The sequence below is a fragment of the Sinorhizobium prairiense genome, from assembly GCF_029201645.2.
Lineage (GTDB): Bacteria > Pseudomonadota > Alphaproteobacteria > Rhizobiales > Rhizobiaceae > Sinorhizobium > Sinorhizobium meliloti_A.
Genome location: NZ_CP104133.1, coordinates 169657 through 193157, shown reverse-complemented (window position 1 = coordinate 193157; position 23501 = coordinate 169657). Strand labels below are relative to the sequence as shown.

24 protein-coding genes and 1 pseudogene are annotated in these 23501 nt (G+C 62.7%); 18 read left to right on the top strand and 7 right to left on the bottom strand.

Annotated elements, in window-relative coordinates; all coding sequences use genetic code 11:
* Positions 1-36: 36 nt before the first annotated feature.
* Positions 37-810 (bottom strand): GntR family transcriptional regulator, encoded by a 774-nt coding sequence (locus N0Q91_RS24245; protein ID WP_275599327.1) that lies wholly within the window; start codon positions 808-810, stop codon positions 37-39.
* Positions 811-1023: 213 nt separating this feature from the next.
* Here N0Q91_RS24245 and N0Q91_RS24240 point away from each other — a divergent pair, with 213 nt between their 5' ends.
* From N0Q91_RS24240 to N0Q91_RS24200, 9 genes and pseudogenes are all read left to right on the top strand, one after another.
* Positions 1024-2409 carry a 6-phospho-beta-glucosidase gene (locus N0Q91_RS24240; RefSeq protein ID WP_275599326.1) on the top strand — a complete coding sequence of 462 codons (1386 nt, stop codon included), beginning with the start codon at positions 1024-1026 and terminating at the stop codon, positions 2407-2409.
* The gene (locus tag N0Q91_RS24235; RefSeq protein WP_275599325.1) at positions 2400-3335 is read left to right on the top strand and encodes a carbohydrate kinase family protein; all 936 of its coding nucleotides are present in this window, start codon (positions 2400-2402) and stop codon (positions 3333-3335) included. Before N0Q91_RS24240 ends, N0Q91_RS24235 begins: the two co-directional genes overlap by 10 nt.
* A 35-nt stretch (positions 3336-3370) precedes the next feature.
* Positions 3371-4633: an ABC transporter substrate-binding protein gene (locus tag N0Q91_RS24230; RefSeq protein WP_275599324.1), complete on the top strand. Its 1263-nt coding sequence runs from the start codon at positions 3371-3373 to the stop codon at positions 4631-4633.
* A 90-nt stretch (positions 4634-4723) separates the two neighbouring features.
* Positions 4724-5835, top strand: a pseudogene (locus tag N0Q91_RS24225) (ABC transporter ATP-binding protein).
* Complete coding sequence (locus N0Q91_RS24220; protein WP_275599323.1) at positions 5832-6725, top strand: carbohydrate ABC transporter permease; 894 nt, start codon at positions 5832-5834, stop codon at positions 6723-6725. Before N0Q91_RS24225 ends, N0Q91_RS24220 begins: the two are co-directional and overlap by 4 nt.
* Positions 6726-6735: 10 nt before the next feature.
* Positions 6736-7611, top strand: coding sequence for a carbohydrate ABC transporter permease (locus tag N0Q91_RS24215; protein ID WP_275599322.1), 876 nt, complete (start codon positions 6736-6738; stop codon positions 7609-7611).
* Between the two features lie 144 nt (positions 7612-7755).
* Positions 7756-8193: a hypothetical protein gene (locus tag N0Q91_RS24210; protein ID WP_018099016.1), complete on the top strand. Its 438-nt coding sequence runs from the start codon at positions 7756-7758 to the stop codon at positions 8191-8193.
* Positions 8194-8499: 306 nt separating this feature from the next.
* The gene (locus N0Q91_RS24205; protein ID WP_275599321.1) at positions 8500-9777 is read left to right on the top strand and encodes a DUF763 domain-containing protein; all 1278 of its coding nucleotides are present in this window, start codon (positions 8500-8502) and stop codon (positions 9775-9777) included.
* Positions 9778-9907: 130 nt separating this feature from the next.
* Positions 9908-10177, top strand: a complete 270-nt coding sequence (locus N0Q91_RS24200) for a hypothetical protein (RefSeq protein ID WP_086017526.1) — start codon at positions 9908-9910, stop codon at positions 10175-10177.
* 265 nt (positions 10178-10442) lie between these two features.
* Here N0Q91_RS24200 and N0Q91_RS24195 read toward each other — a convergent pair whose 3' ends face one another.
* Positions 10443-10775, bottom strand: a complete 333-nt coding sequence (locus tag N0Q91_RS24195; protein WP_275599320.1) for a hypothetical protein — start codon at positions 10773-10775, stop codon at positions 10443-10445.
* A gap of 141 nt (positions 10776-10916) precedes the next feature.
* Between N0Q91_RS24195 and N0Q91_RS24190 the strand changes: the two genes are divergently transcribed.
* Positions 10917-11132, top strand: coding sequence for a hypothetical protein (locus N0Q91_RS24190; RefSeq protein ID WP_026169042.1), 216 nt, complete (start codon positions 10917-10919; stop codon positions 11130-11132).
* Positions 11133-11148: 16 nt separating this feature from the next.
* Here N0Q91_RS24190 and N0Q91_RS24185 read toward each other — a convergent pair whose 3' ends face one another.
* A complete protein-coding gene (locus N0Q91_RS24185) occupies positions 11149-11688 on the bottom strand; it encodes a cupin domain-containing protein (RefSeq protein ID WP_275599319.1) in 540 nt (179 codons plus the stop codon).
* A gap of 140 nt (positions 11689-11828) precedes the next feature.
* On the opposite strand from N0Q91_RS24185, the gene N0Q91_RS24180 reads away from it, so the two are divergent.
* Positions 11829-12551, top strand: coding sequence for a glutathione S-transferase (locus N0Q91_RS24180; protein ID WP_275599318.1), 723 nt, complete (start codon positions 11829-11831; stop codon positions 12549-12551).
* A gap of 3 nt (positions 12552-12554) precedes the next feature.
* Here the strand turns inward: N0Q91_RS24180 and N0Q91_RS24175 are convergent, their stop codons facing one another.
* Positions 12555-13196 carry a UdgX family uracil-DNA binding protein gene (locus N0Q91_RS24175; RefSeq protein ID WP_275599317.1) on the bottom strand — a complete coding sequence of 214 codons (642 nt, stop codon included), beginning with the start codon at positions 13194-13196 and terminating at the stop codon, positions 12555-12557.
* An 85-nt stretch (positions 13197-13281) separates the two neighbouring features.
* A complete protein-coding gene (gene treZ, locus N0Q91_RS24170; protein WP_275599316.1) occupies positions 13282-15087 on the bottom strand; it encodes a malto-oligosyltrehalose trehalohydrolase in 1806 nt (601 codons plus the stop codon).
* Between the two features lie 141 nt (positions 15088-15228).
* Between treZ and glgX the strand changes: the two genes are divergently transcribed.
* Both glgX and N0Q91_RS24160 read left to right on the top strand, forming a co-directional pair.
* Positions 15229-17325 carry a glycogen debranching protein GlgX gene (gene glgX, locus N0Q91_RS24165; protein ID WP_275599315.1) on the top strand — a complete coding sequence of 699 codons (2097 nt, stop codon included), beginning with the start codon at positions 15229-15231 and terminating at the stop codon, positions 17323-17325.
* On the top strand, positions 17318-18460 hold the full coding sequence (locus tag N0Q91_RS24160) for a DNA topoisomerase IB (protein ID WP_275599314.1): 1143 nt from the start codon (positions 17318-17320) through the stop codon (positions 18458-18460). Before glgX ends, N0Q91_RS24160 begins: the two co-directional genes overlap by 8 nt.
* A gap of 187 nt (positions 18461-18647) precedes the next feature.
* Here N0Q91_RS24160 and N0Q91_RS24155 read toward each other — a convergent pair whose 3' ends face one another.
* Entirely contained in the window at positions 18648-19385 is a 738-nt protein-coding gene (locus tag N0Q91_RS24155) for a BON domain-containing protein (protein WP_275599313.1), read from the bottom strand.
* A gap of 426 nt (positions 19386-19811) precedes the next feature.
* Between N0Q91_RS24155 and N0Q91_RS24150 the strand changes: the two genes are divergently transcribed.
* The 3 genes from N0Q91_RS24150 to N0Q91_RS24140 all read left to right on the top strand — a co-directional run bounded on the left by N0Q91_RS24150 (position 19812) and on the right by N0Q91_RS24140 (position 21067).
* Positions 19812-20111: a DUF2934 domain-containing protein gene (locus tag N0Q91_RS24150; protein WP_275599312.1), complete on the top strand. Its 300-nt coding sequence runs from the start codon at positions 19812-19814 to the stop codon at positions 20109-20111.
* Between the two features lie 73 nt (positions 20112-20184).
* Positions 20185-20625, top strand: coding sequence for a CBS domain-containing protein (locus N0Q91_RS24145; RefSeq protein WP_010976090.1), 441 nt, complete (start codon positions 20185-20187; stop codon positions 20623-20625).
* A 73-nt stretch (positions 20626-20698) separates the two neighbouring features.
* On the top strand, positions 20699-21067 hold the full coding sequence (locus N0Q91_RS24140; protein WP_275599311.1) for a hypothetical protein: 369 nt from the start codon (positions 20699-20701) through the stop codon (positions 21065-21067).
* 116 nt (positions 21068-21183) lie between these two features.
* Here N0Q91_RS24140 and N0Q91_RS24135 read toward each other — a convergent pair whose 3' ends face one another.
* Positions 21184-21618, bottom strand: coding sequence for a DUF4168 domain-containing protein (locus N0Q91_RS24135; RefSeq protein WP_100671545.1), 435 nt, complete (start codon positions 21616-21618; stop codon positions 21184-21186).
* 305 nt (positions 21619-21923) lie between these two features.
* Here N0Q91_RS24135 and N0Q91_RS24130 point away from each other — a divergent pair, with 305 nt between their 5' ends.
* On the top strand, positions 21924-22316 hold the full coding sequence (locus tag N0Q91_RS24130; RefSeq protein WP_018098999.1) for a RidA family protein: 393 nt from the start codon (positions 21924-21926) through the stop codon (positions 22314-22316).
* A 135-nt stretch (positions 22317-22451) separates the two neighbouring features.
* Positions 22452-23450: a TRAP transporter substrate-binding protein gene (locus tag N0Q91_RS24125; RefSeq protein ID WP_275599310.1), complete on the top strand. Its 999-nt coding sequence runs from the start codon at positions 22452-22454 to the stop codon at positions 23448-23450.
* Positions 23451-23501 lie beyond the last annotated feature (51 nt).

Sequence of the window (23501 nt, the reverse complement as noted above, 5' to 3'; positions counted from 1 at the left end):
CCGGGCGGTATTGGACGTTTCCCGGAAGTGCTCTGGCTAGAAGCGCCGGTGCGACTGCCTCAGCGAAAGCGGATAGCGCGTCGGATGATAGGCTGCCGCGCTGATATTGACGGTACGGTTGTGATTGTCATAGGCGATCTGATCGAGCGTCAGGACGGCCGCCGGCCGCTCGAGTTGGAGCAGGGACGCCTCCAGGTCGGATGCAAGCCGCGCGCTCAAGGTCGATTGTCCGCGCGTCGGGACGATGCCGTAGCGGTTCTCGAATTCGCCGTAAAGCGACCTGTTCTCGACCGTCCAGTCGATGTCGAGAATGCCGGGCGCGAGCGAGGCGGAGAACCAGTCCCGCTGCACGACCACCGGTAAATCGTCGAGAAGGCGCAGCCTCTCCAGAAAGACCACTTCGGCGCCGGTCGGCAGCGAAAGCGGTCTTGCGACCTCCGGATCGGCCCCGACGATCTCTGCCCTGAGGAGCCGCATGCCGGGCTTGCGATTGTTTGCATGGGCCGTCTGGGTGAAGCTGCGAACGACTTCCAGTTCGTAAAACGGCGCGGGCGCTGTGACGTAGATGCCCTTTCCGGGCCGCGTCTGCAGGTAGCCGAGATTTTCGAGTTCCTTGATCGCCTGGCGCACGGTGATGCGGCTGACGCCGTAGGCGGCCACCAGCTCCCGCTCGGAAGGGAGCTTATCGTTCACCGACAGCTCGCGCCGCTCGATCATGCCTTTCAGAAGATTTCGAAGCTGCGCGTAAAGCGCATCCGGATGGTTGCGATCGATGGGGCTTTCGTCCGGTAGGTTCGCTTGTCGTGCCATGCTCTCTTGTTTCAGCCGCCGGTTTCCGGATGTTCTTTTGCATTGCACCTGTCCGGACCGAAGACAAGTACCAAGCGCCTTTTCGGATCGCCGGCAGGCGCCGCTGACTAGTCCGGCGATCGGCAGTGGAAACCGGGAAAACGGCTTCCGTCCGAATTGACATAACTGGTTATATCCAGTAGCGATACCACGATCGGAACGGCGGAGTAAAGAATGAAACTGACCTTGATCGGCGGCGGCGGAGTCCGGGCACCCCTTTTTGTCGGTTCGGCGCTGAGGCGCGCGGAGAGAAGCGGCCTGACCGAGATCTGCCTGCAGGATATCAACGAGCGCAAACTCGAGCTTTTCGGGCGTATAAGCCAGGAACTGGCGCGGCGTATGCAGTCCCCGGTCCGGATCACCATGGCGGCCGACGCAGAACGCGCGCTCGACGGCGCGGCCTATGTGGTGACGACGGTTCGCCCCGGCAACGAGGATGGGCGTATCAAGGACGAGCGCATCGCCCTGGCCCACGGGGTGCTTGGTCAGGAAACCACCGGTCCCGGCGGGTTCGCCATGGCCCTCCGCAGCATTCCGGTCATTCTGAAATATGCCGAGATCCTGAAGAAGGTCAGTCCCGATGCGTGGCTGTTCAACTTCACCAATCCGGCGGGGCTCGTGACTCAGGCGCTGCAGAACGAGGGCTATCATCGTACCGTCGGCATCTGTGACGGGGCGAACGGTGCGCAGGAGGCGCTGGCGCACTGGCACAAGGTGCAGCAGAACGACGTGCGCTGCGAGGTCTATGGGCTCAACCATCTGTCCTTTACCAGGCGCGCGACGATTGACGGCAAGGAAGTCCTTCAGCCGCTGCTCGATGACGACGGCTTTCTTCGCTCCACCTCGCAGCGCATGTTCGATGCGAGTCTCATCAGAAGCCAGCGCAACTGGATCAACGAATATCTCTACTACTACTATTATGCGGAGAAGGCGGTCGAGGCGCTCAAGGCCGATGCACGCACGCGCGGCGAGGAGGTCAAGGACCTGAACGCAGCGCTGATCACGCGGCTTAGCGCGATGGATCTGAATACCGGCGCCGATGCGGCGCTCGCCGCCTATTACGCTTACGAGCGGCGCCGCAACGCCACCTATATGCATTATGCGCTGACGGACGCCCCCAGCATGGAAGAGGCCGACCGGCTGGTCGAAGGCCTTGCCGCCGCGGAGACGGGAGAGGAGGGCGAGGGCTATGCCGGCGTCGCGCTCAATCTGGTCGATGCGCTTGAGACCGGCAAACCCTGCTATACCGGCCTCAACGTGCGCAACGAAGGCGCCATCGAAGGCTTGCGGGACGACGATGTCGTCGAGGTGAGCTGCGTGGTCGACGGGGAAGGTATCCGGCCGCTGAAGATCGGTGCGATGCCGGAAGCGCAGTCACAGCTCGTCCACAATGTGAAGCGCTACGAACGGCTGGCCGTGCGGGCAATCAGGGAACGCAGCCGCGATCTTGCGGTCCAGGCGCTCATGGCTCACCCCCTTGTGCTTTCCTATTCGCGCGCCGTGCCTCTCGTCGATGAGTATCTGGCGGCACACGCCGAGTTCGCAGGGGAATGGTCGTGATCGGCGCCGGCCCCGGTTCGCGCAATGACGTCATGGTGGTCGGAGAATACTACTTCGACCTGATCTTCCGTGGCCTCCCGGAGGTGCCGAAGATCAGCGCCGATCTCTGGGCGGAGGAATTCGAGTGGGTGCCGGGTGCCGCCTATTCGACGGCGCTGGCATTCGCGCGGCTTGGAACGAGTGCCGGGTGGTGGTGCCAGTTCGGCAACGATATCTTCAGCCGCATGATCCTCGAGGAAGCACGCCGCGAGAATATCGACGATCACCTCTTCATCCATATCGACAGGCCGCTGCGCCGCGTGAGTGCAGCCTTTTCTTTCGCGCATGACCGCGGCTTCATCAGCTATGCCGAAGAGCCGGACCCGTTGCCGACGCCGGAGGATCTGGCGCGGATCAGGCCGCGCATACTGCTTCTGCAGGGGTTTTCGCTCGACAATGAAAGACGGCGGCTGATCGAGGCCGCGCGCGAACTCGGGATCACCGTCTGTTCGGACTGCCAGCATGTCGACTATCGGCTCTCGACGCCCGGAATGGAGGACATGCTGGGACTGATCGACGTCTTTCTGCCGAACGCATCGGAAGCGAAGGCGCTGACGGGCGAGGAGGACGTGGAGCGTGCGCTGTCGTCGATCGCCCGCTTCTGCCCGACCGTCGTGATCAAGTGCGGAGCGGACGGAGCGATCGCTTCCTCCAAGGGCCGGACGACCCGCGTGCCGGCGCTTGCCGTCGAGGTTTTCGATACGACGGGCGCAGGCGACAGTTTCAACGCCGGCTTCGTTCACGGGCTCCTGACCGAGCCCGACATCGGCGGCGCGATCGAGCTCGGCGTGATCTGCGGCTCGCTGGCCGTGACGGGATATGGCGGCCGCAACCTGCCTTTCAAAGAGGATCTGACGAAATATCGGCGGCGGGAGGCCGCGATATAGCTTGCGTTCACAAGCGAACAAATGAGGGAACGAACATGAAGCATATGTTGAAAACACTCGCAGGCATGACCGTTTTTGCCGTCGCATCGGCCTTTCCGGCAAAGGCGGACACCGTGTCGATGTTCTGTTCGGCGACCGATTACGAACTTTGCGAGAAGGCCGTCCAGAAATGGACGAAAGACACCGGGCACGAGGTGAAGCTCAACCGGATGCCGCAGAATCTCGACGACGCCATTCCGATCTATCAGCAATTGTTCGCGGCCCAGTCGTCCGACATGGACGTCCTCTATATCGACGTCATCTGGCTCGGCATGTTCAAGGATCATCTCCTCGATCTGACCTCTCTCGTACCCGAGAACGAGGTGAAGGCGCATTTCGCCTCTGCCGCGGATGCGGCGCGCCTCGACGGCAAGCTCCTGTCGATGCCCTTCTATATCGATACGGGCCTCATGTTCTACCGCAAGGACCTTCTGGAGAAATACGGCAAGCAGCCGCCGAAGACCTGGGATGAGCTGACGGCGACAGCCAAGGAGATCCAGGACGCGGAGCGCAAGGCCGGCAGCCCGGACATCTGGGGCTATTCCTGGCAGGGCAGGAGCTATGAGGGCCTGACATGCGATGCTCTGGAGTGGATCGCTTCCGCCGGCGGCGGCACCATTCTTTCCGACGACGGCGAGGTGACGATCAACAATCCGCAGACGGAGGCTGCGCTCACCCGTGCCCGCGGCTGGATCGGTACGATCTCGCCCGAGGGGGTCTTGAACTATGACGAGGAAAACTCACGTGCCCTCTTCGAGAGCGGTAATGCCGTCTTCCACCGCAACTGGCCCTATGTTTGGGGAACGTCGCAGGCCGAGGGTGGCAAGCTCGTCGGCAAGGTCGGAGTGAGCGCGCTTCCCGTCGGTGCGGAAGGGCAGAAGTCGAGCGGCGCGCTCGGCACGGCCTATCTCGGCGTCTCCAAATATTCCAAGAAGCCGGAGCTTGCCGCGGAGCTGCTGCGCTATATGGTCGGCGCGGAAGACCAGAAGATGCGTGCGATCGAAGGCGGCTACAATCCGACCGTCGAGGCGCTCTACGAGGACGCCGATGTGCTGGCTAAGATCCCCTTCCTGGGCATGGCAAAGACCGCCTTCGAGGAATCGGTCGCACGTCCGTCGGCTGCGACAGGCAAGAACTATAACCGCGTTTCCCGCACCTTCTACCGGGCCGTACACGACATCATCTCCGGCAAGGACGATGTCGCCAAGGAACTCGCCGACCTCGAGCGCCGCCTCGAGCGCGACGTGAAGGCGAAATGACGAGAGCTCGCCCTCGGCCCGGCCGGGGGCGCCTCATCGAAACCGGCTGCGTTCCACGCGCTGCCGCGAAAGGCCTGGAAGGGAAATGGAATGGCTTCGGTCTCCCTGAAGAACGTCAGCAAGACCTTCGGCACCTATGACGTGATCCGCTCCATCGATCTCGAGATCGAGGACGGGAGTTCGTCGTCTTCGTCGGCCCATCCGGTTGCGGGAAGTCGACGCTTCTGCGACTGATCGCCGGGCTCGTGCCGGTTTCCGGCGGCGACGTGTTTATCGGCGGCGACCAAGTGACGGACGTGCCGGCGTCCAAACGTGGACTGGCCTTCGTCTTCCAATCATACGCGCTCTACCCGCATATGAATGTGGCGCGAAACATCGGCTTTGCGTTGGAAACGGCGCGGCTCGGCAAGGATGAAATCCGTCGCCGTGTCGCCAGGGTCGCGGACATGCTGAAGATCGGTCACCTGCTCGAGCGTCGGCCGCGCCAGCTTTCCGGCGGTCAGCGGCAACGCGTGGCGATCGGCCGGGCGCTGGTCGGCCAACCGGAAGTCTTCCTCTTCGACGAGCCGCTTTCCAATCTCGACGCGGACCTGCGCATGGAAATGCGCTTCGAGATCGCCAAGCTGCACGCCGACGTCAAGACGACGATGATCTATGTCACCCACGACCAGACGGAAGCGATGACGCTCGCCGACCGGATCGTCATTCTAAACCACGGGCAGATCGAGCAGGTGGGGCGGCCGCGCGAGCTTTACGACCGGCCGGAAAATCGCTTCGTTGCCGGCTTCCTCGGAAGCCCGAGAATGAATTTCGCCCCGCTCGAAGCGACCGGCTCCGCCGCTACGGTTCTGAGGGGGGCAGGCGGCTTCGCCTACGCCGCGGAATATCTCGCGGCCGAAGGAAGGCCTGCGGAAATCGGCTTGCGGCCGGAGGCTTTGAAGCTTGTCGGTGCCGACACGAAAGGCGCGATCCGCGGAACCTTCGAGCGGATCGAGGACCTCGGCTATGAATATGTCTGCTATGTGCGGCTCACCGAGACGCTGGTCTGGACGGTTCGTTCGACGGGAAGTCCACCGCAAGTCGCCCCCGGCGACCCCGTCGGACTGAGCTGGCAACCGGAAAGTCTCTATCTCTTCGGAGAGGATGGCCGGCGCATCGATCACCGCGCGAGCGTTCCATTGGCCCTTGGAGCCTCGTCGTGAACGCCGCCCGCCGGATGGAGCGGCAGCAACGCCGCACCGCATGGATATTCCTGCTCCCGTTGCTGCTGACGCTGGTGGCGGTGGCGATATGGCCGCTCGCCCGCAGCATTTTTTTCTCCTTCACCGACGCTTATCTCGATGCCCCTTCGGATTACGGATTCGTGGGTTTCGAGAATTTCGTGGAAGTTGCAGAAGACCCGGTGTTCTGGGGCGCGGTCAGGAACACGCTCGTCTTCACGCTGGTATCCGTCGGGTCGGAGACGCTTCTCGGACTTGCGATCGCCTTGCTCCTTCACCGCGCTTTTCCCGGCCGCGGCATCGTGCGGGCGGCGATCCTCATTCCCTGGGCGATGCCGATGGTCGTCTCGGCCCGGATCTGGGAATGGATGCTCAACGATCAGTTCGGCCTGATCAACAAGTTCCTGGTCGCGTTGGGACTCGTCGAAAAGGGCGTCGCCTGGACAGCCGATCCTTCGCTGATCCTCGGGACGGTGATCTTCATCGACGTCTGGGTGACGACGCCCTTCATGGTGCTCCTCATTCTCGCCGGCCTGCAACTGATCCCCGAGGAAATCTACGAGGCAGCGGACGTTTCCGGCGTGCCGCACTGGAAACGCTTCTGGTCCATAACCTTGCCGCTCGCGACGCCGGCGATCGGCGTCGCGATACTCTTCCGCGCGCTCGACGCGCTCCGCATGTTCGATCTGAGCTACGTGCTTGCGGCCAACAACGAGAACACGATGACGATGTCGATCTATGCGCGCGACCAGCTCATCAGCTTTCAGGACCTCGGCCTTGGAGCCGCTGCTTCCACCTGGGTGTTCATGATCATCGGGCTGATCGCCATCGTCATCGTCGGGCTTTTGCGCCTCGATCGGGCGACGGGCTGAGGGGGTATCGATGACGGTGAGCGCAGCCACGACGAGACGCTATTCGAACGCGACGTACCGGACCTTGCGCCGCGTCAAGACGGCCGGACTCTATGCCGGCGTGGCGGCCGTCCTCGTCTACATGCTGTTTCCCTACTACTGGGCGATCGTCTCCTCGACCAAGACGGGGCAGGCGCTTTACCAGTTCACTCTGCTGCCGGCGCTCGATTTCAGCAACTACAGGCAATTGTTCGACAATCCGGTATTCATGGGCGCGCTCGTCAATTCCGGCGTGGTCGCGCTTGTCAGCACGGCGATCTCCCTCGTCATCGGCATTCTTGCAGCTTACGCGCTCGGCCGCCTGCATTTTCCTCCGGGCCGCATCGTTCTGATCGCCGTTCTCATGATCTCGGTCTTCCCGCAAGTGGTGGTGCTTTCGGGAATGTTCGAGGTGATCGGATGGCTCGGGCTCTACAACCGGCCGTCGGCCCTGATCGTTTCCTATCTCATTCTCACTTTGCCCTTTACGACATGGATCCTGACGAGCTTCATCCGAGACCTGCCGAACGAATTGGAGGAGGCGGCGCTCATCGACGGCTGTTCGCGCCTGCGCATTCTCACCCATGTGCTGCTGCCTCTGATGGGGCCTGCGATTGCCAGCACCGGTCTGCTGTCGTTCATCCTCGCATGGAACGAATTCCTCTTCGCGCTCACCTTCATCCTGACCGACGAGAACCGGACGGTTCCGGTCGCGATCGGCCTTCTGACGGGTAGCAGCCGCTATGAATATCCGTTCGGCCAGATCATGGCCGCGTCGGTCACGGTGACGCTGCCGCTGCTCGTTCTCGTCCTGATCTTCCAGCGCAAGATCGTCGCGGGGCTGACGTCCGGCGCCGTCAAGGGGTGACGAGCGCCGCCGCGTGCGACGCCATGCGCCAAATTTGGCATGATCTATTTTCGTGATTGGACTTCCCGACCGGTTGGAGTCACGCTGATAAGGCCTACGAGGTGGAAATTGGGGGACCAACTATCGTAAGAGTAGGAGGTCGCAATGAAGCACCAAGCAATCGAGCAGTTACAGGGCGTCGCCGAGGTCAAGCAGGACCTGCCGCGACGGACGTTATCGCGCAAGGAGCGCCTTGAGCGTTGGGCGGAACTCCTGGAACGTGATCCTCACAGACGCCTTTCGACGCTGCACGAGACAGAGTATCAGCCGGCGAGAGTCCGCGCGGCCATGCGCGGCGACGGTTCGCCGATCTCCGTCGCCTTCGAGGATCCGGTCTTCCGGACCGCCGGGATGGAGAACGACAGCTACGGCGAAGCCAGGCGGTTTTTCGAGCTGAGCGACGAGCAATTACATAAGGTCATCTGCTATTGCCATTTCGGCGCGACGGTCAGCGCATCGACGGCCGCCCGCCACATCCGCGCAATGCTTGTCGAGAAACAGCCAGGCCTGTTTGCTCGGTTGCGCCAGATGTTTGTCGGCTAGGGCAGGCGACGGCATATCGAGGGTCGTGATCGAAGGCGGCCGCCGGAGGAGGCGGGCCGCAGTGCGAAGGCTTAACCGCTCGCACTGCGGTGCTCCCATCGCCTCCGGCTGGCGGATTGCCTTCGATCCGCGGCGTCGTCCTCCGACGGCTTGGGTTCGCACTCGTTCTCAAGGTTGTCATCGTGCGCGGCGCGTCCTCGTGCCTGCGTTTTTCGCTTCGTGCTCCAATTTCCACTATGTTAAGTGGATCGGCGCGGCGCCTGATGGCGACGCGCCCTGTCGGTCGGGACGCAGAACGGAAACACTATGGCTCAAAGAGCAGGCAATGCGGATCTCCCGCTGCATGGCGGCCGCGTGCCGCGATGGCTCGGCGACCGTATGACGCGCCTCGGCGCGCTGGTCACCGAAGCGGTGGTTCATCACTATGGACGCGACGAGTTTCTTAGGCGGCTTGCGCATCCGTTCTGGTTCCAGTCCTTCGGTGCCGTCATGGGCATGGACTGGCATTCCTCCGGTATCACCACGAGCGTCATCGGTGCGTTGAAACGCGGTCTTACCCCGCTTGCCGGCGAGTTGGGCATCCATGTCTGCGGCGGCCGCGGCCAGCACTCCCGCAAGACGCCGGGCGAACTCATATCGATCGGCGATCGTGTCGGTTTCGATGGCGGCGCATTGGCAGAAGCGAGCCGCCTCGTCGCCAAGGTCGACAGTGCGGCCGTTCAGGACGGCTTCGATCTCTACCTGCACGGTTTCGTCGTCACGGACGATGCCAGGTGGGTGGTCGTCCAGCAGGGCATGAACGGCGACCGCCGGCAGGCGAGGCGCTATCACTGGCTCTCGGAGGGCCTGACAAGCTTCGTCGACGCGCCGCATAGCGCGATCGAAGGCAGAGAACAGGGCGAGATCGTCAATCTGGCCGACCGCCGCGCCGCCGCATCGAGGACTGCGCAGCTCGATCTCCTCCAGTCATTCGGGCCCGACGGGCTCTTGCGCGAGGTCGCCCGGATCGAGTCTCCCGGGGTTCCTGTGGCCTCGCCGGCACAGCCGATGCTGCCGCATCTCTTCATGCCTGCCCATCACGATGTACGCGAAAGCGATGTCAATCTCCGGCGCCTTCACGGCAACTTCGCCGCCGCCGCCGACCGTGGTCCGGCGGATTTCAAGGACCTGCTGCTGGTGCCGGGCGTGGGCGCGCGGACGGTCAAGGCGCTGGCGATGGTCGCGGAGGTGGTCCACGGGACGCCTTGCAGGTTCTCGGACCCTGCCCGCTTTTCGCTCGCCCATGGCGGCAAGGACCGCCATCCGTTCCCCGTGCCGTTGAAAGTCTACGACGAGACGATCAGGATCATGAAGTCCGCGGTCAGCAAGGGCCGCCTCGGGCGCGAAGAAGAGCTTGCGGCTCTGAAGCGGCTCGACGAGCAATCGCGCCGGCTGGAGCGCTACGTCACCGGTCCCGACCTCAAGGAGATCGTCGCGGGCGAATTCAGGGACTCCGCGCGTTTCGGCGGGCGCAGCATATTCGGCTGGGAACCGCACGACGACGAGGCAACCGCCGCGGAGCCAAGCGACCGCGCACGGCGCTGAGGCGGAACAATAAGCGCAGCGATCGATTTACACAGCTGGGGCGCGTTGAGCGCACACCGCTTTCGCTGCCGCTGAGGATGGCGCTTCGGATACGGAGGCGCCGCCGGCATGCCAGTTGATGGAGTTTCCGATGACCGCTGCGATGACTACGATCGACCACGACACGATCCGCAATTGGATAGAAGCCCGCAAGGGGCAGCCGGCGCGCGTGAAGGGCGCGACCGAAGGCGGTGGTGGTCTGCTTCGCGTTGATTTCGGCAAACCGGAAGACACGCTGGAGAAGATTTCCTGGGACGAATTCTTCAAGATCTTCGACGACGAGAATCTGGCCTTCCTCCATCAGGACATGACTGACGACGGACAACCCAGCCGCTTCTGTAAATTCATTAACCGGGACTGAGCCGAAGTCGGACCTCGGAAGAGGAAGCGGAAGGAGCACTTGAGGCCGGAATGCCTTTACGGCGGAAAGGATCTCGCGATGCTTACGATCAAGAAACCGGAACCCGCGACAGAGCGCGAAGGGCGCCCTGTGCCTCCTCTTACCGGCATCGAGCTGGCGCCTGCAAAAATCCGGAAGCCTTCGACCGACGAATGCGAGCGCCTTGATGACCCGGATTCGCTCTTCTGGCGCGGCGTATGGATGACCGTGTTTTAGGTCCGGCAAACTAGGCGTTACCGCCAAGTGTCTGCTCGATCTCTTCGAGACGCGCGGTCAGTCGATTGATCTCGTCGCGCTTTTCAGCAACCACGTCTTTTGCTGTTTCGAGCCTGTCGCCTCCGGGCACCGTGCCTACGGCCGTGTGGGTCTCGGTCGCGATGGCGTCGATTTCGGATTGTAGCCGGGCGATGCGCTCGCGTAGTTCGTCGAGTTGGTTCCCGACCCCCGGCGCGCTCTTCCGATCTCGCCCCCATGCGTCGATCGGCTCGTCGACGCTCGGTGGGTCGAGCGGGCGCGCATCAGCCCCCGGGCGCGGTTCTCCATGTTTGTTCGTGCTCATGACTGAACTCCCGTAAGCGTCATCAACTCGAAAGCGACGTCTATGTTCCGTCGGCAGCGCTGACCGTCGCAGCAATCGGCGGGCAGCATGGAACTTCCCGCGACGGCTGCCGTTTTCCTTATCGCCACTTGGGAGGGTTCCATGCATTCCGAAGAATACCTCGAGCTTCACTACGATCTGCTGAGCCACAGGGCGCTCCTGTCGTGTGGCCGTAAGGCATACGTCCTGCCGGACATCTACGAGACCAAGGAAATGGCACAGATCGCTGCCCAGAAATTCGCCTGGGAAAAACTGGGATTGAAAGAGCGGGCAGCGGGCTGCCGCACCGCCGCCGATCTCCCGGTCTGGCTGCGCTGACGACTGCGGCGAGTGATCAGTGGCCCTGTGCTTCGCCGAGACCGCGCCCCGCATTCATGGCGGACTGCCACACGGTGACCGCAGGTCCTTCTGCGCCGAGAATGGGGTCCAGGCTCGGCAGCGGCACCGAGGCGATTGCCTTGCGGTCATCCGCGGTCGCGGCGCCGCTCTGGATCTCGGCATCCTGACCGGGCGGATAGCCGCCGACGACCAGGAAATCCACGCTAGCCTCGTTCCGGCGGTGGCCCGTACCCGCCGGGAGGAGGATGACGTCGCCGGCTGCGACCTCGACCTCCTGTCCCTCCGGCCCTCCGATCAGCAGCCGTGCCCGGCCTTCCGCGATTCCGAGAACCTCGTGCGCACCGCAATGGTAATGGTGATGGGCAAAGACGCCGTTGCGCCACAGGCCGCGCCAACCATTGGCCCGGAAGCGTTCCTCTATCCGTGCGGCTCCATTTTCGGTAACGTCGACCGCTTGACGATAGACCAGGACCGGCAGGCGCGGGTTGTTCGGTACGCCGCCGCTTTCGGCGAACATGAGCTCTTCGATTTTCATTGGTTTTCTCCTCGGCGCAGGGATGTTCCGTTCCCTGCCGAACCGGAACGAATGGCGCGGCTGTATGTTTCCTTCAATCGTGCTCAGAAAAGACTCCGGCCGCGAACAAAGATGAATGCTGGCAAAGAAGGGGACCTTTCATGCCATACAAGCTCTATTACTGGGACGGCATTCCCGGCCGCGGTGAATTCGTGCGCCTCGCGCTGGAGGAGGCCGGCGCGGATTACGTCGACATTGCCCGCCAGCCGGACGGCACGAATGAAATGCTGAAGCTTATGAAGGAGCCCGGTGAGGCCGCCGCTCCCTTCGCTCCCCCGTTCCTCGTCGATGGCGACCTCGTCATAAGCCACGTCGCCAACATCCTTTTTTATCTCGGGCCGAGGCTCGGGCTTGTTGCCGAGGACGAGGGACTTCGAACCCTCACCAATGGTCTGCAGCTGACGATCACCGATTTCGTTGCGGAGATTCACGACACGCATCATCCGATCGGCCTGTCTCTCTATTTCGAGGACCAAAAGCCCGAAGCGCTAAGGCGGTCGGCCGATTTCCTCTCCGAGCGCCTGCCGAAGTATCTCGGCTATTTCGAACGCGTGCTCACACAGAACCCCAAGGGGCCGAGCCATATGGTCTCGGACCGGTTGAGCTACGTCGATCTTTCGCTTTTCCAGGTGATCGAAGGCCTCCGCTATGCCTTTCCCAAGGCGATGGATGCCTATGAGGCAAACATTCCCGGACTGGTCGCCTTGCATGATGCCGTTCGTGCACGCCCGAGAATTCTGAGCTATCTGGCCTCGGAGCGGCGGCTCGCCTTCAACGAATCCGGCGTCTTCCGCCACTATCCGGAACTCGACCGGCAGTCCTGACCGTCAACCGGTGCGAGCCTTGACCTTGGCGAGATCGTCGACAAACCGGGCGCGTTCCGCTTCGGGGTCGGATCTGCCTCGGATTCTCAGAAGATAAGAGGGGTGGATGGTCACGAGAACGGAGAAGCCCCCGGGCGCCGTCAGAAGCTCGCCGCGGTTTCTGGTGACACCCACGCTTCGCCCGAGCAGGGACATCAGCGCCGTGGCCCCGAGCGCGACGACGATTTCGGGGCGGAGCTCATCGAGTTCGGCGCCGAGCCACCAGGCGCAGGCCTGAATCTCACCGGCATTCGGCCGCGAATGCAGCCGGCGCTTGCCGCGCTGTTCGAATTTGAAGTGTTTGACGGCATTGGTGAGATAGCACTCCGACCGATCGATGCCGGCTTCGTGCAGGCATTCGTCCAGGACGCGCCCGGCGGGTCCGACGAAGGGGCGCCCGGCAAGGTCCTCGCGGTCGCCGGGCTGTTCGCCGACGAGCACGACACGGGCGTCGACCGGGCCCTCGCCGAAGACCAGTTGGGTGGCGTTCTTGTAGAGGTCGCAGCGCTCGCAACCCTCCGCCTGCCGCCGCAGAGAGGCAATCGTCTTTGCCTCGGCGTGTTCGCCGGCAAGGGCCGGTCCAAGCTTCGCAGGCTGTTTCGGCATCGTTCCTCGAGGCGCTCCCCTTTATACTCGCCGCGGCGTCTAACCGTGAGGCTCAAGGCATGTTCCCCTGTCTGCCGATGGCGTGTCACCGCGCAATGGCGACGGCGATGCCTGGACCGGCCAACTCGCTGCCGTCGACGGTCTCGCTCCCGGACGTGTCGCTCGTGAAGATCGGCTGACCGCGTATTGCGGGAACGGCCTGTGTCTCCTGCAAAAGATTGACGCGCAGTTCCAGGCAAGCCTCCCCGAACTGCCAGTCGACGGCGATGATGCCGTCCTTGGTCTCGTATGCACGGCAATCCGGTACGGCGGTGCCGGCGATCAGCGGCACGATGTGCCGCTGCCTTATCCCGGCGAGGTCGCGCATATAGGCAAGATATCGCTCGCCGGCAGGGCTTGTCGCGCGGCTCCAACGCAGCTTTGAGCCGGCAAAGACGGCCGGGTCAAGCGGATCGGGCAGATCATCCATCGTCTTGCCCTCTGGAAGGCCGCCGAAATTTTCGGCTTCGTCCCGGCGTCCCAGCCGGATAGCCTCGGCTATTTCCCCCTGGTAGTCGGCGAAGAAACAGAAGGGCTGCGTCTCGCCGTATTCTTCACCCATGAACAGGAGAGGGATTTGCGGCGTCAGCATGTGCATCGCCGCCAAAACGCGCAGCCTGTCCTCCTGGAGGAGCGAGGCGAGACGTTCGCCGAAGGCGCGGTTGCCGATCTGGTCGTGGTTCTGCAGGAAATTTACGCGGCCTTGCGGCGGCACGCGGGCTCGGCTCCCCTCAGGAGAGAAATTGTCATCCTTTGCCGGCACGGCGAAGCCATCGGCCAACGCGCTGCGGATCTTGCCCCAGGGCTCGTCGGCGAAGGGGCGATAGTGGCCCTTGGTTTCGCCGGTCGCCACGACGTGGAGAGCATTGTGAAGATCGTCGTTCCATCCCGCATCGAAGAGCATGCGCGTGCCGCTCGCGTCGCGCTGCAGAAGGCTTCTTCGGCGGTGAGCGTCTTCCAGCACCAGGTGGATCTGGCGCTCGGCGAACGTTTCCCGAACCTCGTGCTCCAGCGCGAGGAGAAAATGCGGCCGGGTCGTATCGCGGATCTGTTCGGTCGCATCGAGACGCAATCCGTCGAAACGGAATTCGCCGAGCCAGTAGAGCGCGTTCTCGATGAAGTAGCGCCGGACCGCTTCCTCCTCGAAGGCGATCGACGCTCCCCACGGTGTCGGGCGATCCTTATTGAAGAAGCGGCTCGCATAGCGGGAAAGGTAATTTCCCTCCGGCCCGAAGTGGTTGTAAACGACATCGAGCAGGACCGTCAGACCGAGCGAATGGGCCGCATCCACGAGCGCCTTCAGGTCATCCGGCTTGCCGTAGGCATTATGCGGAGCATAGTGCAGCACGCCGTCGTAACCCCAGCCCCGCACACCGGGGAATTGCGCGACGGGCATGATCTCGATCGCGGTGATTCCGGCCCCGGCCAGATGCGGCAAGCGCTCGATTGCAGCGCGGAAGGTGCCCTCCGGCGTGAAGCAGCCGACATGCAACTCCGAAATGACCGTCTCCTCCCAGGGCCTGCCGCGCCAGGAGGAAGCCTGCCATTCATAGGCGGCGTGATCGACGACGATCGACCTACCGGAAGCTTCCCGCTCCTGTGCCGAGGAGGCGGGATCGGCGACCTCGGTGCCGTCGGCAAGGCGGAAGCAATAGCGCTCCCCCGCCTTCGCCTCCAGCGTGATTTCGAACCAGCCGCCATCGAGTGACTGCATCTTATGCGCGGCCCCGCCGAGAACCAGATCGACGTCCCGCTCGTCGGGTGCCCACAAACGAAACCGGCATGTGTCGCCGTCGATGAAATTCGCGCCCCAGCTGTTTCTGAAATGTGCACGTGTCGAACTCGCCGGCATCGATATGTCCCTCGAGATGAAAGGCGAGGAACTGGCCAAGGGCGGGGAAAGTTCCCCGGCACTCGTCCGGGAACAGGAACAAATGCCTGCCCGTTGCGTTGCATCAAAGCTGCCGGGCAAGGCGGTAGAGGGCGCGACTGAATGAACCTGACTTTTTCCGAACTCGATTTCATAAAACCTGAACTCGGTGCAGAATACACCGGGCAAGGGACCCATTTTGCGGTTTTCTCGGCGCATGCGGAGAAGATCGAGCTCTGCCTGTTTTCCCCGGACGGGCGCGAGGAAACGGCGCGCATGCCGCTGCCGAAGCGCGAGGGCGACATCTGGTCCGGTTACATCGAGGGTATCGGTCCCGGCACCCTCTACGGCTACCGCGCCCACGGACCTTACGATCCGCACAATGGTCACCGCTTCAATCCGAACAAGCTGCTGCTCGATCCCTACGCCAAGCTGGTCGCGGGTGAGCTCATCTGGGACGATGCGCTCTTCGGATACACGATCGGCAGCCCCGAGGGCGATCTTTCCTTCGACGAGCGCGACAGCGCCCCCTTCATGGTGAAGGGCGTCGTTCAGGACCCGACTTTCGACTGGGCGGGCGAAGAAGCGATCCGCCGTCCCTGGACGGAAACGATCATCTACGAGACGCATGTCCGCGGCATGACCATGACGCATCCCGGCGTGCCGGACGAGCTGCGTGGCACGTTCCTGGGCATGGCGAGCGATCCGATCATCGAGCACCTGACGAAGCTCGGCGTTTCGGCGATCGAATTGATGCCGGTGCAATATTTCCTCGACGACCGTTACCTGGTGGAGCGGAATCTCAGAAACTATTGGGGATATCAGACGCTCGGATTCTTCGCGCCGCACGAGCGCTATCTCAAGGGCGACCGCTTTACAGAATTCAAGACGATGGTGAAGCGGTTTCATTCCGTCGGCATCGAGGTTTTGATGGATGTCGTCTACAACCATACGGCCGAGGGCTCGGAACGGGGCCCGACCTTGAGCTTCCGCGGGCTCGACAATTTCAGCTATTACCGCCAGTCGCCGGACGAGCCGCGCCACACCTACGACACGACCGGTACCGGCAACACGCTCAACGTTGCCCATCCCCTGGTGCTGCGCATGGTCCTCGACAGCCTGCGTTACTGGGTGGGCGTGATGCATATCGACGGCTTCCGCTTCGATCTCGCAAGCACGCTCGGCCGCGAATACATGGAGTTCGATCGCGAAGGCGGCTTCTTCGACGCGATCCGGCAGGATCCTATCCTGGCGGGTGTGAAGCTGATCGCCGAACCCTGGGACGTCGGCGAGGGCGGCTATCAGCTCGGCGGCTTCCCACCGCCGTTCCGCGAATGGAACGACCGGTTCCGCGACGACGTCCGGCGCTTCTGGAAGGGAGACGGCGGCATGGTTCCGGTGCTTGCCGAGCGCATTCTCGGTTCGCCCGTGCAGTTCAGGCACTCGGACCGTGCCGCGACCTCGTCGATCAACCTGGTGAGCGCCCATGACGGCTTCACCCTGATGGACACGGTCTCCTACGGCGAAAAGCACAACGAGGCGAACGGCGAGGAGAACCGGGACGGTCACTCCGACAATCATTCCGACAACATGGGCGCCGAGGGCCCGACCGACAACGGGGAGATCATCGAGGCGCGCAAACGGCGGCGGGCGGCCATGCTCGCCACCCTGATGATCAGCCAGGGCGTGCCGATGGTGCTCGGCGGCGACGAGCTGGGAAACAGCCAGCAGGGCAACAACAACGCCTATTGCCAGGATAACGAGATCGGCTGGCTCGATTGGAGCGGAGCGGAGGATAGCTTCGTGGATTTCTGCCGCAAGCTCCTCGCCTTCCGCAAGGACCATCCTGTCTTGCGGCAGGAGCGATTCCTCGACGGAGAGCCCGACGAGAATGGACGGGTCGAAATCGCCTGGTACAAGGCGGATGGCAGTCCCATGGACGAGGATGCCTGGCACGACGCCGAGCTCCGCCTGATTTGCGCCTATATATGCCGCGTCGGGCAGGGCGAAGCTTCGCCGGCCGGCGAGATCGTCCTCGTGCTCAATGCAGGCGGTGATTGCGAGATAGCCCTTCCCCGCGGAAACGGAAGCAGGCGCTGGCAACGCGTGCTCGACACGGCAGCCGAAGAACCGTTCGGCACGTTCGCCAGCGCGGATCGCGACACTATCCCGGCGCAGAGCGTCGTCGCCTTCGTCCCGCAGGAGGGAGGCAATGGCTAGAGCAACGATGGTCGACGTGCTCGAACCTCCGCCTTGCGTGATCGTGGATGGCCCGCGGAACTTGGCGGCGGCCGGTCTCGTGCCCGAGGAAACCGGGCTCGTCTATGTCAGCGACAGCGAGCCGGGCATCCGGCGGCAAAGGCGTGGCAAGGGGTTTGTCTACCGAATGCCGGACGGCTCGATCGTTACCGATCCGTCGATCAAAAGCCGCATAGCGGCGCTGGGCCTGCCGCCTGCCTATGAAGACGTCTGGATCTGCCTCGAAGAACGGGGGCATCTGCAGGCCACGGGCTATGATGCACGCGGACGAAAACAGTACCGCTATCACAGCGCGTGGCAGGCTCTCAGGAGCGCCGACAAATTCGCGCAACTGGTGGAATTCGGCAAGGCGTTGCCCAGGATACGCCGCACCATACGGCGCCACATGCAGGGTGACGTGGAAAACATGCAAACCGTGCTCGCCGCGCTGGTCGCGCTGCTGGACGAAGCCCATCTGCGCACCGGCAACCAGGCTTACGTGCAGGCCAATGGGAGCTATGGTGCCACGACGCTTTTGAAGCGGCATCTCAGGCTGGGCGACGGCTTCATAGAGCTGAAATTCATCGGCAAGGGCGGCAAGCGCGTCCAGCGGCTGCTGCGCCGCCCCAAATTGCAGCGGTTGCTCGAAGAGATCGCGGATCTGCCGGGCAGACAGCTTTTCGTCTGGAAGGATGAAAACGACGCCCTGCGGCCGGTCGATTCCGGCCGGCTCAACCGATACCTTTCAGAGGTGGCCGGAACAGCGGTATCTGCAAAGACATTCCGGACCTGGGGCGGCACTCTCGCGGCTTTCACGGCCGCTCGCACCGCGATCGAACAGGGTGAGTGGCCGACGATCAAACAGATGAGCGAAGCGGCTGCGTCCGTTCTTCACAACACGCCCGCCATCAGCCGGAGCAGCTACATTCATCCGGATGCGCTCGCTCTCGCCGACAAGTCGGCCTCGATCTCCGCGCGACAGCTTCAGGCGCGCGGGCGCTCGGACAGCGAACTGCGTGTGGAGGAACAACGCTTGCTGAGTTTTCTTCGGCGCTCGGCGCACTCGAGGGCGCGGCAGGCAAGATCTGCCCCGGAGCAGCGACGATCTTCCAACTAAGGGCTGTTTAGATTCATGGTGCCGACCGTGCGCTATTGATCGTAGCCGAACAACAAAAGCATGCAGCAGCTAAGACGCGCGGCGCTGTAGGAAACTTTTCCGAGGACTGAAATCTCTCCGCCTCATCCCTGTGACGAGCAGGGACGAGGCGATCAAACGACCCTCGGCTCGCACGCCCGCAATCGCCTCAACTCAGATCGGTGAGGTTCGGGTTCTGCTGAATAGTGCCGGTATCCGCCGTCTCGATGCGCAGATTGTTTTGCACATTCGTGACTCCAGATACATTTTCTGCACAGTCCTCGGCGCGGCGCTTCGCCCATTTGGAGCTCACCGAACCATTGAGCTGTACTTCGCCGTTCGACACGCTCACTTCGATGTTGGAGGCGTCGAGAGCGCCGTCGTCACTCAGGCGGTCGCTGACATCTTCCTGGATGCGGCCGTCGGTGCGCCTGTAGCCTTTCGGGCCCTTGCCGCGGTGCCGGTCCATTTCCCGCCTGCGTTCGGCATCATCGTCACCGAACCAGGAAGCGACCTCGTCGCTGGCGCGGTCGAAAAAATCGCGGTCGTGACGATAATCGCGCGTTTCGCCGTAACCTCCGTAGCCGCGGTAACGGCCCTCGCCGCGATAGCCATAACCGGGGCCGTGATAATCCCTGAAATAGCGCTCGCGGCCCCTACGATCGTAGTCGTCGTCGCTCCAGCGTTCGCGTTCGCCGCCGCGGTAGCTCCCGGTCGGCCAGTTCATCGAGCTCTCGTAGTCGGCGCCACGCGGCTCCACATCTTCGTCGAAGCGGCTGCGCGCCCGACCGCGGCGCTCGGACCCATAGGTGTAAGGGTCGCGCTGGCGCTCGTTCTCCCAGTCGCGGCGGGCCCAATCGCGACGGCCGTAAGGATCGTATCTGCCATAGTCCGGATGTCTGGGCATGGGCTCTCTCCTGGCTTTTGCTCTTGCTGATGTTGGGCCAAACCCGCGATCGGCCCAAAGGGTTCCGCGCTTCTCCCCGTTCCCTGCGCCGCCGGCGGAACAATCCCGCACGGTCGGGATTGTCCCCGAAGAGGGGTGTCGCCCCCGCATACTAAGGGAGACGAAAATGCCGAACCCGCGTCAGCCGGAGCCAGTACCGGAGCCGCCGCCGCCGGACTTGCCGCCATGGTATCCCGAGCCGCCGATCGAGGAGCCCGATCCGGACCGCCTTCCGGATGAAATTCCGGTCCCTGAATCCGGACGAAAATCCGGAGCCGCCAAAGCACATTTGAAGGTCCCGCGCGGATGGCGCCGCGGGCGGAACAAATGGACGGTCGCGCCGTTTGAAACTCGCCATCAACGAAGTCCAGCGGCGAGGTAAGGGACATGGACGAGCGAAGGGACACGGACAACGAACGCGAAGAGCTTATCAGGCGCAGAGCCTATGCGATCTGGGAGCAGGAGGGCCGGCCGGACGGGCAGCATCAGCGCCACTGGGAGCAGGCCGCCAGAGAAATGCAGGGACCGGAAATACAGGGTTCGGAAACGCAGAGAGACGGCCCCGCGCCGGAGAGCGGGGGCCCGGCCAACGGCAGCAGGCGGCGCGAAAAGCAGACCGCGGCGGGGGCTGGGGCGCCCGCTTCGCCCGAAGGAAATCCGGCGGCCCGCCCGGACGGCGGGCGCTGAGCGGCCGTAACGGCGGCTCGAGCCTTCCCGGGCAGCCGATGAAGCCGCCGGCGAAACGTGAAGGAGAAAACAAATGCGTGTATCGGAGATCATGACAAGAGACGTTCATCTTGCAAGCCCCAACGACACCATAACGGCTGTTGCGCGGCAGATGGCGGAAAACGATATCGGCTTCATGCCGGTCGGAGACGATGACCGCCTGATCGGCATGATAACGGACAGAGACATCGTCGTGCGCGGTGTTGCCGATGGGATGGACCCGCAGGCACGGGTGGCCGACATCATGACCACGGACGTGAAATATTGCTTCGACGACGATGAGGTGGACGATGTCGCGCGCAACATGGGCGACATCCAGGTTCGACGGCTGCCCGTGGTGAACCATGACAAGCAGCTGGTCGGGATCGTTTCGCTTGCCGACGCGGCCCGTGAACAGCCGCAAATGGCCGGCACCGGCCTGAAGGGCGTGACCGAACCCGGTGGATCCCACAACCAGTCCAACCGAAGCGGCTGAACGGTCCGGCAGTTGAGCACGGATGGGGGCGCGATGGCGCCCCCTTTCTCATTTTGCACAAGGGAGGCCAACTATGGCAGGGAAACAGGAAAGCATGCCGATCCGGACTGGTCTCGCTCCCGGCGGTGCCGCGGAGCCCGACGATCACGTCGCCGATGCCGGCGATGCTGGAAGCGGTGCGCCCTATCTCGGCGAGGTGGATCGGGCGCGCCCCGACCCGCCACAGCCGCATCCGCGCAATCTTAGTGGAGGCGACGGAAAGGTCGCGATGACGCTTACGAATACGCCGACCGAAGCGGGCGCCGAAGCGAACGACGCCACTGGCGGCGAATACTGGAATCGGGTGCTCGGCGACAATACGAACGCCGGCACGCTGCGTTTCCTAGCCGCTGTTGGACTGTTCGTTCTGATAGCCGCGGCACTGTTCTGGCTCGTCAGCTGAAGAGCTCGGATCGTTTCACGCAATGGTGAAACGATCTAAGTCTTTGAAATGCGCAACTCCGGACAGAAAATCGCCACGCGATCTTCTCGGAGCTGCTCAAAGTGTCGAAGCCGTGCTTATTGCTGCTGCGGCTGCTGCGGCGTGGACGTCTGGAGCTTTTCCTGAACCTTCTGGGCAAGCGCCGGATCACTCTGCGCAGCCTTGAGGATCGTCGTATACTCCTCCACCGACATGTTCGGCGCGGTCTCTACCGCCTTGACCATTTCCTGACTGGCTTCGTTCTGCAGCTTCGCCTTCGCGGCCTCGTCGGTGGTAGCCCCGATTTTCGTAGAGTACTCCTGCCGTACCTTGTCGACCTGAAGATAGGCCACTGCAAAGGCCTCGATCTTCTGATCGCTGATCGGGGCGCCTGTGCCGCCGGCGTCGGGTTGGGTCTGTGTCGGCTGCGCCTGTTGCGCCTGCGCGATTTCCAGCGCCGAAGCCGGGCTGAGAAGCATTAAGCTGGAGGCTGCAACGGTCAGCGATGCAACGAGTGTATAGCGAGTAATCATGTTCTGTCCTCCATGACGTGCATGACTTGATCGGCAGCAATACCGCCTTGCTCGTTCGCTCCGCCGTCGAAACGACGCAAGCGACTCGTGGAGCATGTACGCCCCGGAAGTGCTCGGTGCGGCGACGACGGGGCAATTTGCTGACCATTAGGCGGCAGCTTTGTGGCTCCCTCCGGGGCATGCGGAACAAGATGCAGGGGCTTGGAACGCAATATACGCTACGGCTATACATTGCTCGAAACGTGGCGCAAACAGTATCTCCCACATAACCGGTACGATCTGCGCCGATAAAAGGGTCATGCGACATGAAGCACGAAATTATTGAAATCCCTGTGATTTCCGAAGCAATCCGAAGACTGGGCGCGCCGACCTCCGCGTTGACCCGCGTCGGCGGTCTTCTCTATACGTGCGGGATGCCGCCGATCGACCTGAACACAGGCGAGATCGTCAGGGGAGACATGACCATCCAGACGCGCGCCTGCATGGACGCGCTCTCGTTCACCCTCCGCCATGCTGGCTCCTCGCTCGACAATGTCTTCAAATCGCTCGTCTTTATCACCGATAACGATTTGGCGGCGGAGATGAATGCGGTCTATCGCGCGTATTTTCCGGGCGGCTTTCCGGCCCGCAGTTGTGTGGCGATCAAGCCTTGGACGCATTTCGATATCGAGATCGAATGTATCGCCACCGTGGAGTGATGCGATCTTTTCTCACAGGAAATCGCAGCCACTCCCATAAGCGGACTCAATGTTTGTCATTGGGTCCGGCTATTTGCGTTGCGGGCATCATGCCCGCCTAATATGCCCAGAATAAACGCAACAAATGAGGGCGCTATGAAACTGGGCATTTCGAAAATTTCCCGCGGTCTTGCCGCCACCGTGATCGCTGGCATCGTCGGACTTTCCGCTCATACGGCTGCCATAGCCGAAACAACGATCCGTCTCGGCCACGTGCTTGCCGACACCCATAGCTGGCACAAGGCCTCGACGGACTTCGCCAAGGAGGTCTCGGAGAAGACGGAAGGCCGCGTCAAGATCGAGATCTTCCCCTCCGGCCAACTCGGCACGGAGAAGGAAGTCATCGAGGGCATGCAGATCGGCACCATCCAGGGCGGCCTGATCGGCAGCGGCTCCTTCCAGTTCGTCGAACCGAAGTTCGGCATCATCGAAATGCCCTATGCCTGGACCAGTCGCGAACAGGCTTTTGCCGCGCTCGACGGCAAGCTCGGCACAGCGCTTGCCGATCTGCTTCGGCCGAAAGGCATCGAGGTTCTCGCCTGGTGGGAAAACGGCTTCCGCAACATCACCAACAACAAGCATCCGATCGTCAAGCCGGCAGATCTCGCCGGCATCAAGATCCGCGTAACCCCGGACAAGGTCCGGCTGGCGACGTTCGAACGTCTCGGCGCGCAGCCGGCGCCGCTGGCCTTCGGCGAGCTATACTCGGCCCTGCAGCAGGGCGTGTTCGACGCCCAGGAAAATCCGCTCTCGATCATCGATGCCTCGTCGTTCTACGAAGTACAGAAATACGTTTCGATGACCGGCCACATCTGGGGCGCCGCATGCCTGACGGTGTCGAGCATGACCTGGGCGCAGGTTTCCCCCGAGGACCAGGCCATCGTGAAGGAAGCGGCCGTCAAGTGGGGCAACGCCCAGCGCCAGATGGTTGCCGATAACGAGGTCGCGCTGATCGAAAAGCTGAAATCGAAAGGCATGCAGTTCAACGAGGTGGACAAGGCTGCCTTCGTCGACGCCCTGAAGCCGATCTGGGAGAGCGAGAAGGACGTCTTCGGTCCCGAGCTGCTTGAAGTCATGGACAGCTACCGCAAGTGATGCGGTCGTCCTGCCCGCCGGTTGCGGGCAGGACGTTTCCCATCGCCGGGC

Bases quoted from the DNA above. Each gene is read 5' to 3' on its own strand.
- N0Q91_RS24235 (WP_275599325.1), top strand. From the start codon at position 2,400: ATGGTCGTGATCGGCGCCGGCCCCGGTTCGCGCAATGACGTCATGGTG.
- treZ (WP_275599316.1), bottom strand. From the start codon at position 15,087: ATGCCGGCGAGTTCGACACGTGCACATTTCAGAAACAGCTGGGGCGCG.
- N0Q91_RS24180 (WP_275599318.1), top strand. From the start codon at position 11,829: ATGCCATACAAGCTCTATTACTGGGACGGCATTCCCGGCCGCGGTGAA.
- N0Q91_RS24245 (WP_275599327.1), bottom strand. From the start codon at position 810: ATGGCACGACAAGCGAACCTACCGGACGAAAGCCCCATCGATCGCAAC.
- N0Q91_RS24175 (WP_275599317.1), bottom strand. From the start codon at position 13,196: ATGCCGAAACAGCCTGCGAAGCTTGGACCGGCCCTTGCCGGCGAACAC.
- N0Q91_RS24215 (WP_275599322.1), top strand. From the start codon at position 6,736: ATGACGGTGAGCGCAGCCACGACGAGACGCTATTCGAACGCGACGTAC.
- N0Q91_RS24150 (WP_275599312.1), top strand. From the start codon at position 19,812: ATGGACGAGCGAAGGGACACGGACAACGAACGCGAAGAGCTTATCAGG.
- N0Q91_RS24200 (WP_086017526.1), top strand. From the start codon at position 9,908: ATGACCGCTGCGATGACTACGATCGACCACGACACGATCCGCAATTGG.
- N0Q91_RS24240 (WP_275599326.1), top strand. From the start codon at position 1,024: ATGAAACTGACCTTGATCGGCGGCGGCGGAGTCCGGGCACCCCTTTTT.
- N0Q91_RS24230 (WP_275599324.1), top strand. From the start codon at position 3,371: ATGAAGCATATGTTGAAAACACTCGCAGGCATGACCGTTTTTGCCGTC.
- N0Q91_RS24185 (WP_275599319.1), bottom strand. From the start codon at position 11,688: ATGAAAATCGAAGAGCTCATGTTCGCCGAAAGCGGCGGCGTACCGAAC.
- N0Q91_RS24190 (WP_026169042.1), top strand. From the start codon at position 10,917: ATGCATTCCGAAGAATACCTCGAGCTTCACTACGATCTGCTGAGCCAC.
- N0Q91_RS24145 (WP_010976090.1), top strand. From the start codon at position 20,185: ATGCGTGTATCGGAGATCATGACAAGAGACGTTCATCTTGCAAGCCCC.
- N0Q91_RS24135 (WP_100671545.1), bottom strand. From the start codon at position 21,618: ATGATTACTCGCTATACACTCGTTGCATCGCTGACCGTTGCAGCCTCC.
- N0Q91_RS24140 (WP_275599311.1), top strand. From the start codon at position 20,699: ATGGCAGGGAAACAGGAAAGCATGCCGATCCGGACTGGTCTCGCTCCC.
- glgX (WP_275599315.1), top strand. From the start codon at position 15,229: ATGAACCTGACTTTTTCCGAACTCGATTTCATAAAACCTGAACTCGGT.
- N0Q91_RS24155 (WP_275599313.1), bottom strand. From the start codon at position 19,385: ATGCCCAGACATCCGGACTATGGCAGATACGATCCTTACGGCCGTCGC.
- N0Q91_RS24210 (WP_018099016.1), top strand. From the start codon at position 7,756: ATGAAGCACCAAGCAATCGAGCAGTTACAGGGCGTCGCCGAGGTCAAG.
- N0Q91_RS24160 (WP_275599314.1), top strand. From the start codon at position 17,318: ATGGCTAGAGCAACGATGGTCGACGTGCTCGAACCTCCGCCTTGCGTG.
- N0Q91_RS24195 (WP_275599320.1), bottom strand. From the start codon at position 10,775: ATGAGCACGAACAAACATGGAGAACCGCGCCCGGGGGCTGATGCGCGC.
- N0Q91_RS24125 (WP_275599310.1), top strand. From the start codon at position 22,452: ATGAAACTGGGCATTTCGAAAATTTCCCGCGGTCTTGCCGCCACCGTG.
- N0Q91_RS24205 (WP_275599321.1), top strand. From the start codon at position 8,500: ATGGCTCAAAGAGCAGGCAATGCGGATCTCCCGCTGCATGGCGGCCGC.
- N0Q91_RS24130 (WP_018098999.1), top strand. From the start codon at position 21,924: ATGAAGCACGAAATTATTGAAATCCCTGTGATTTCCGAAGCAATCCGA.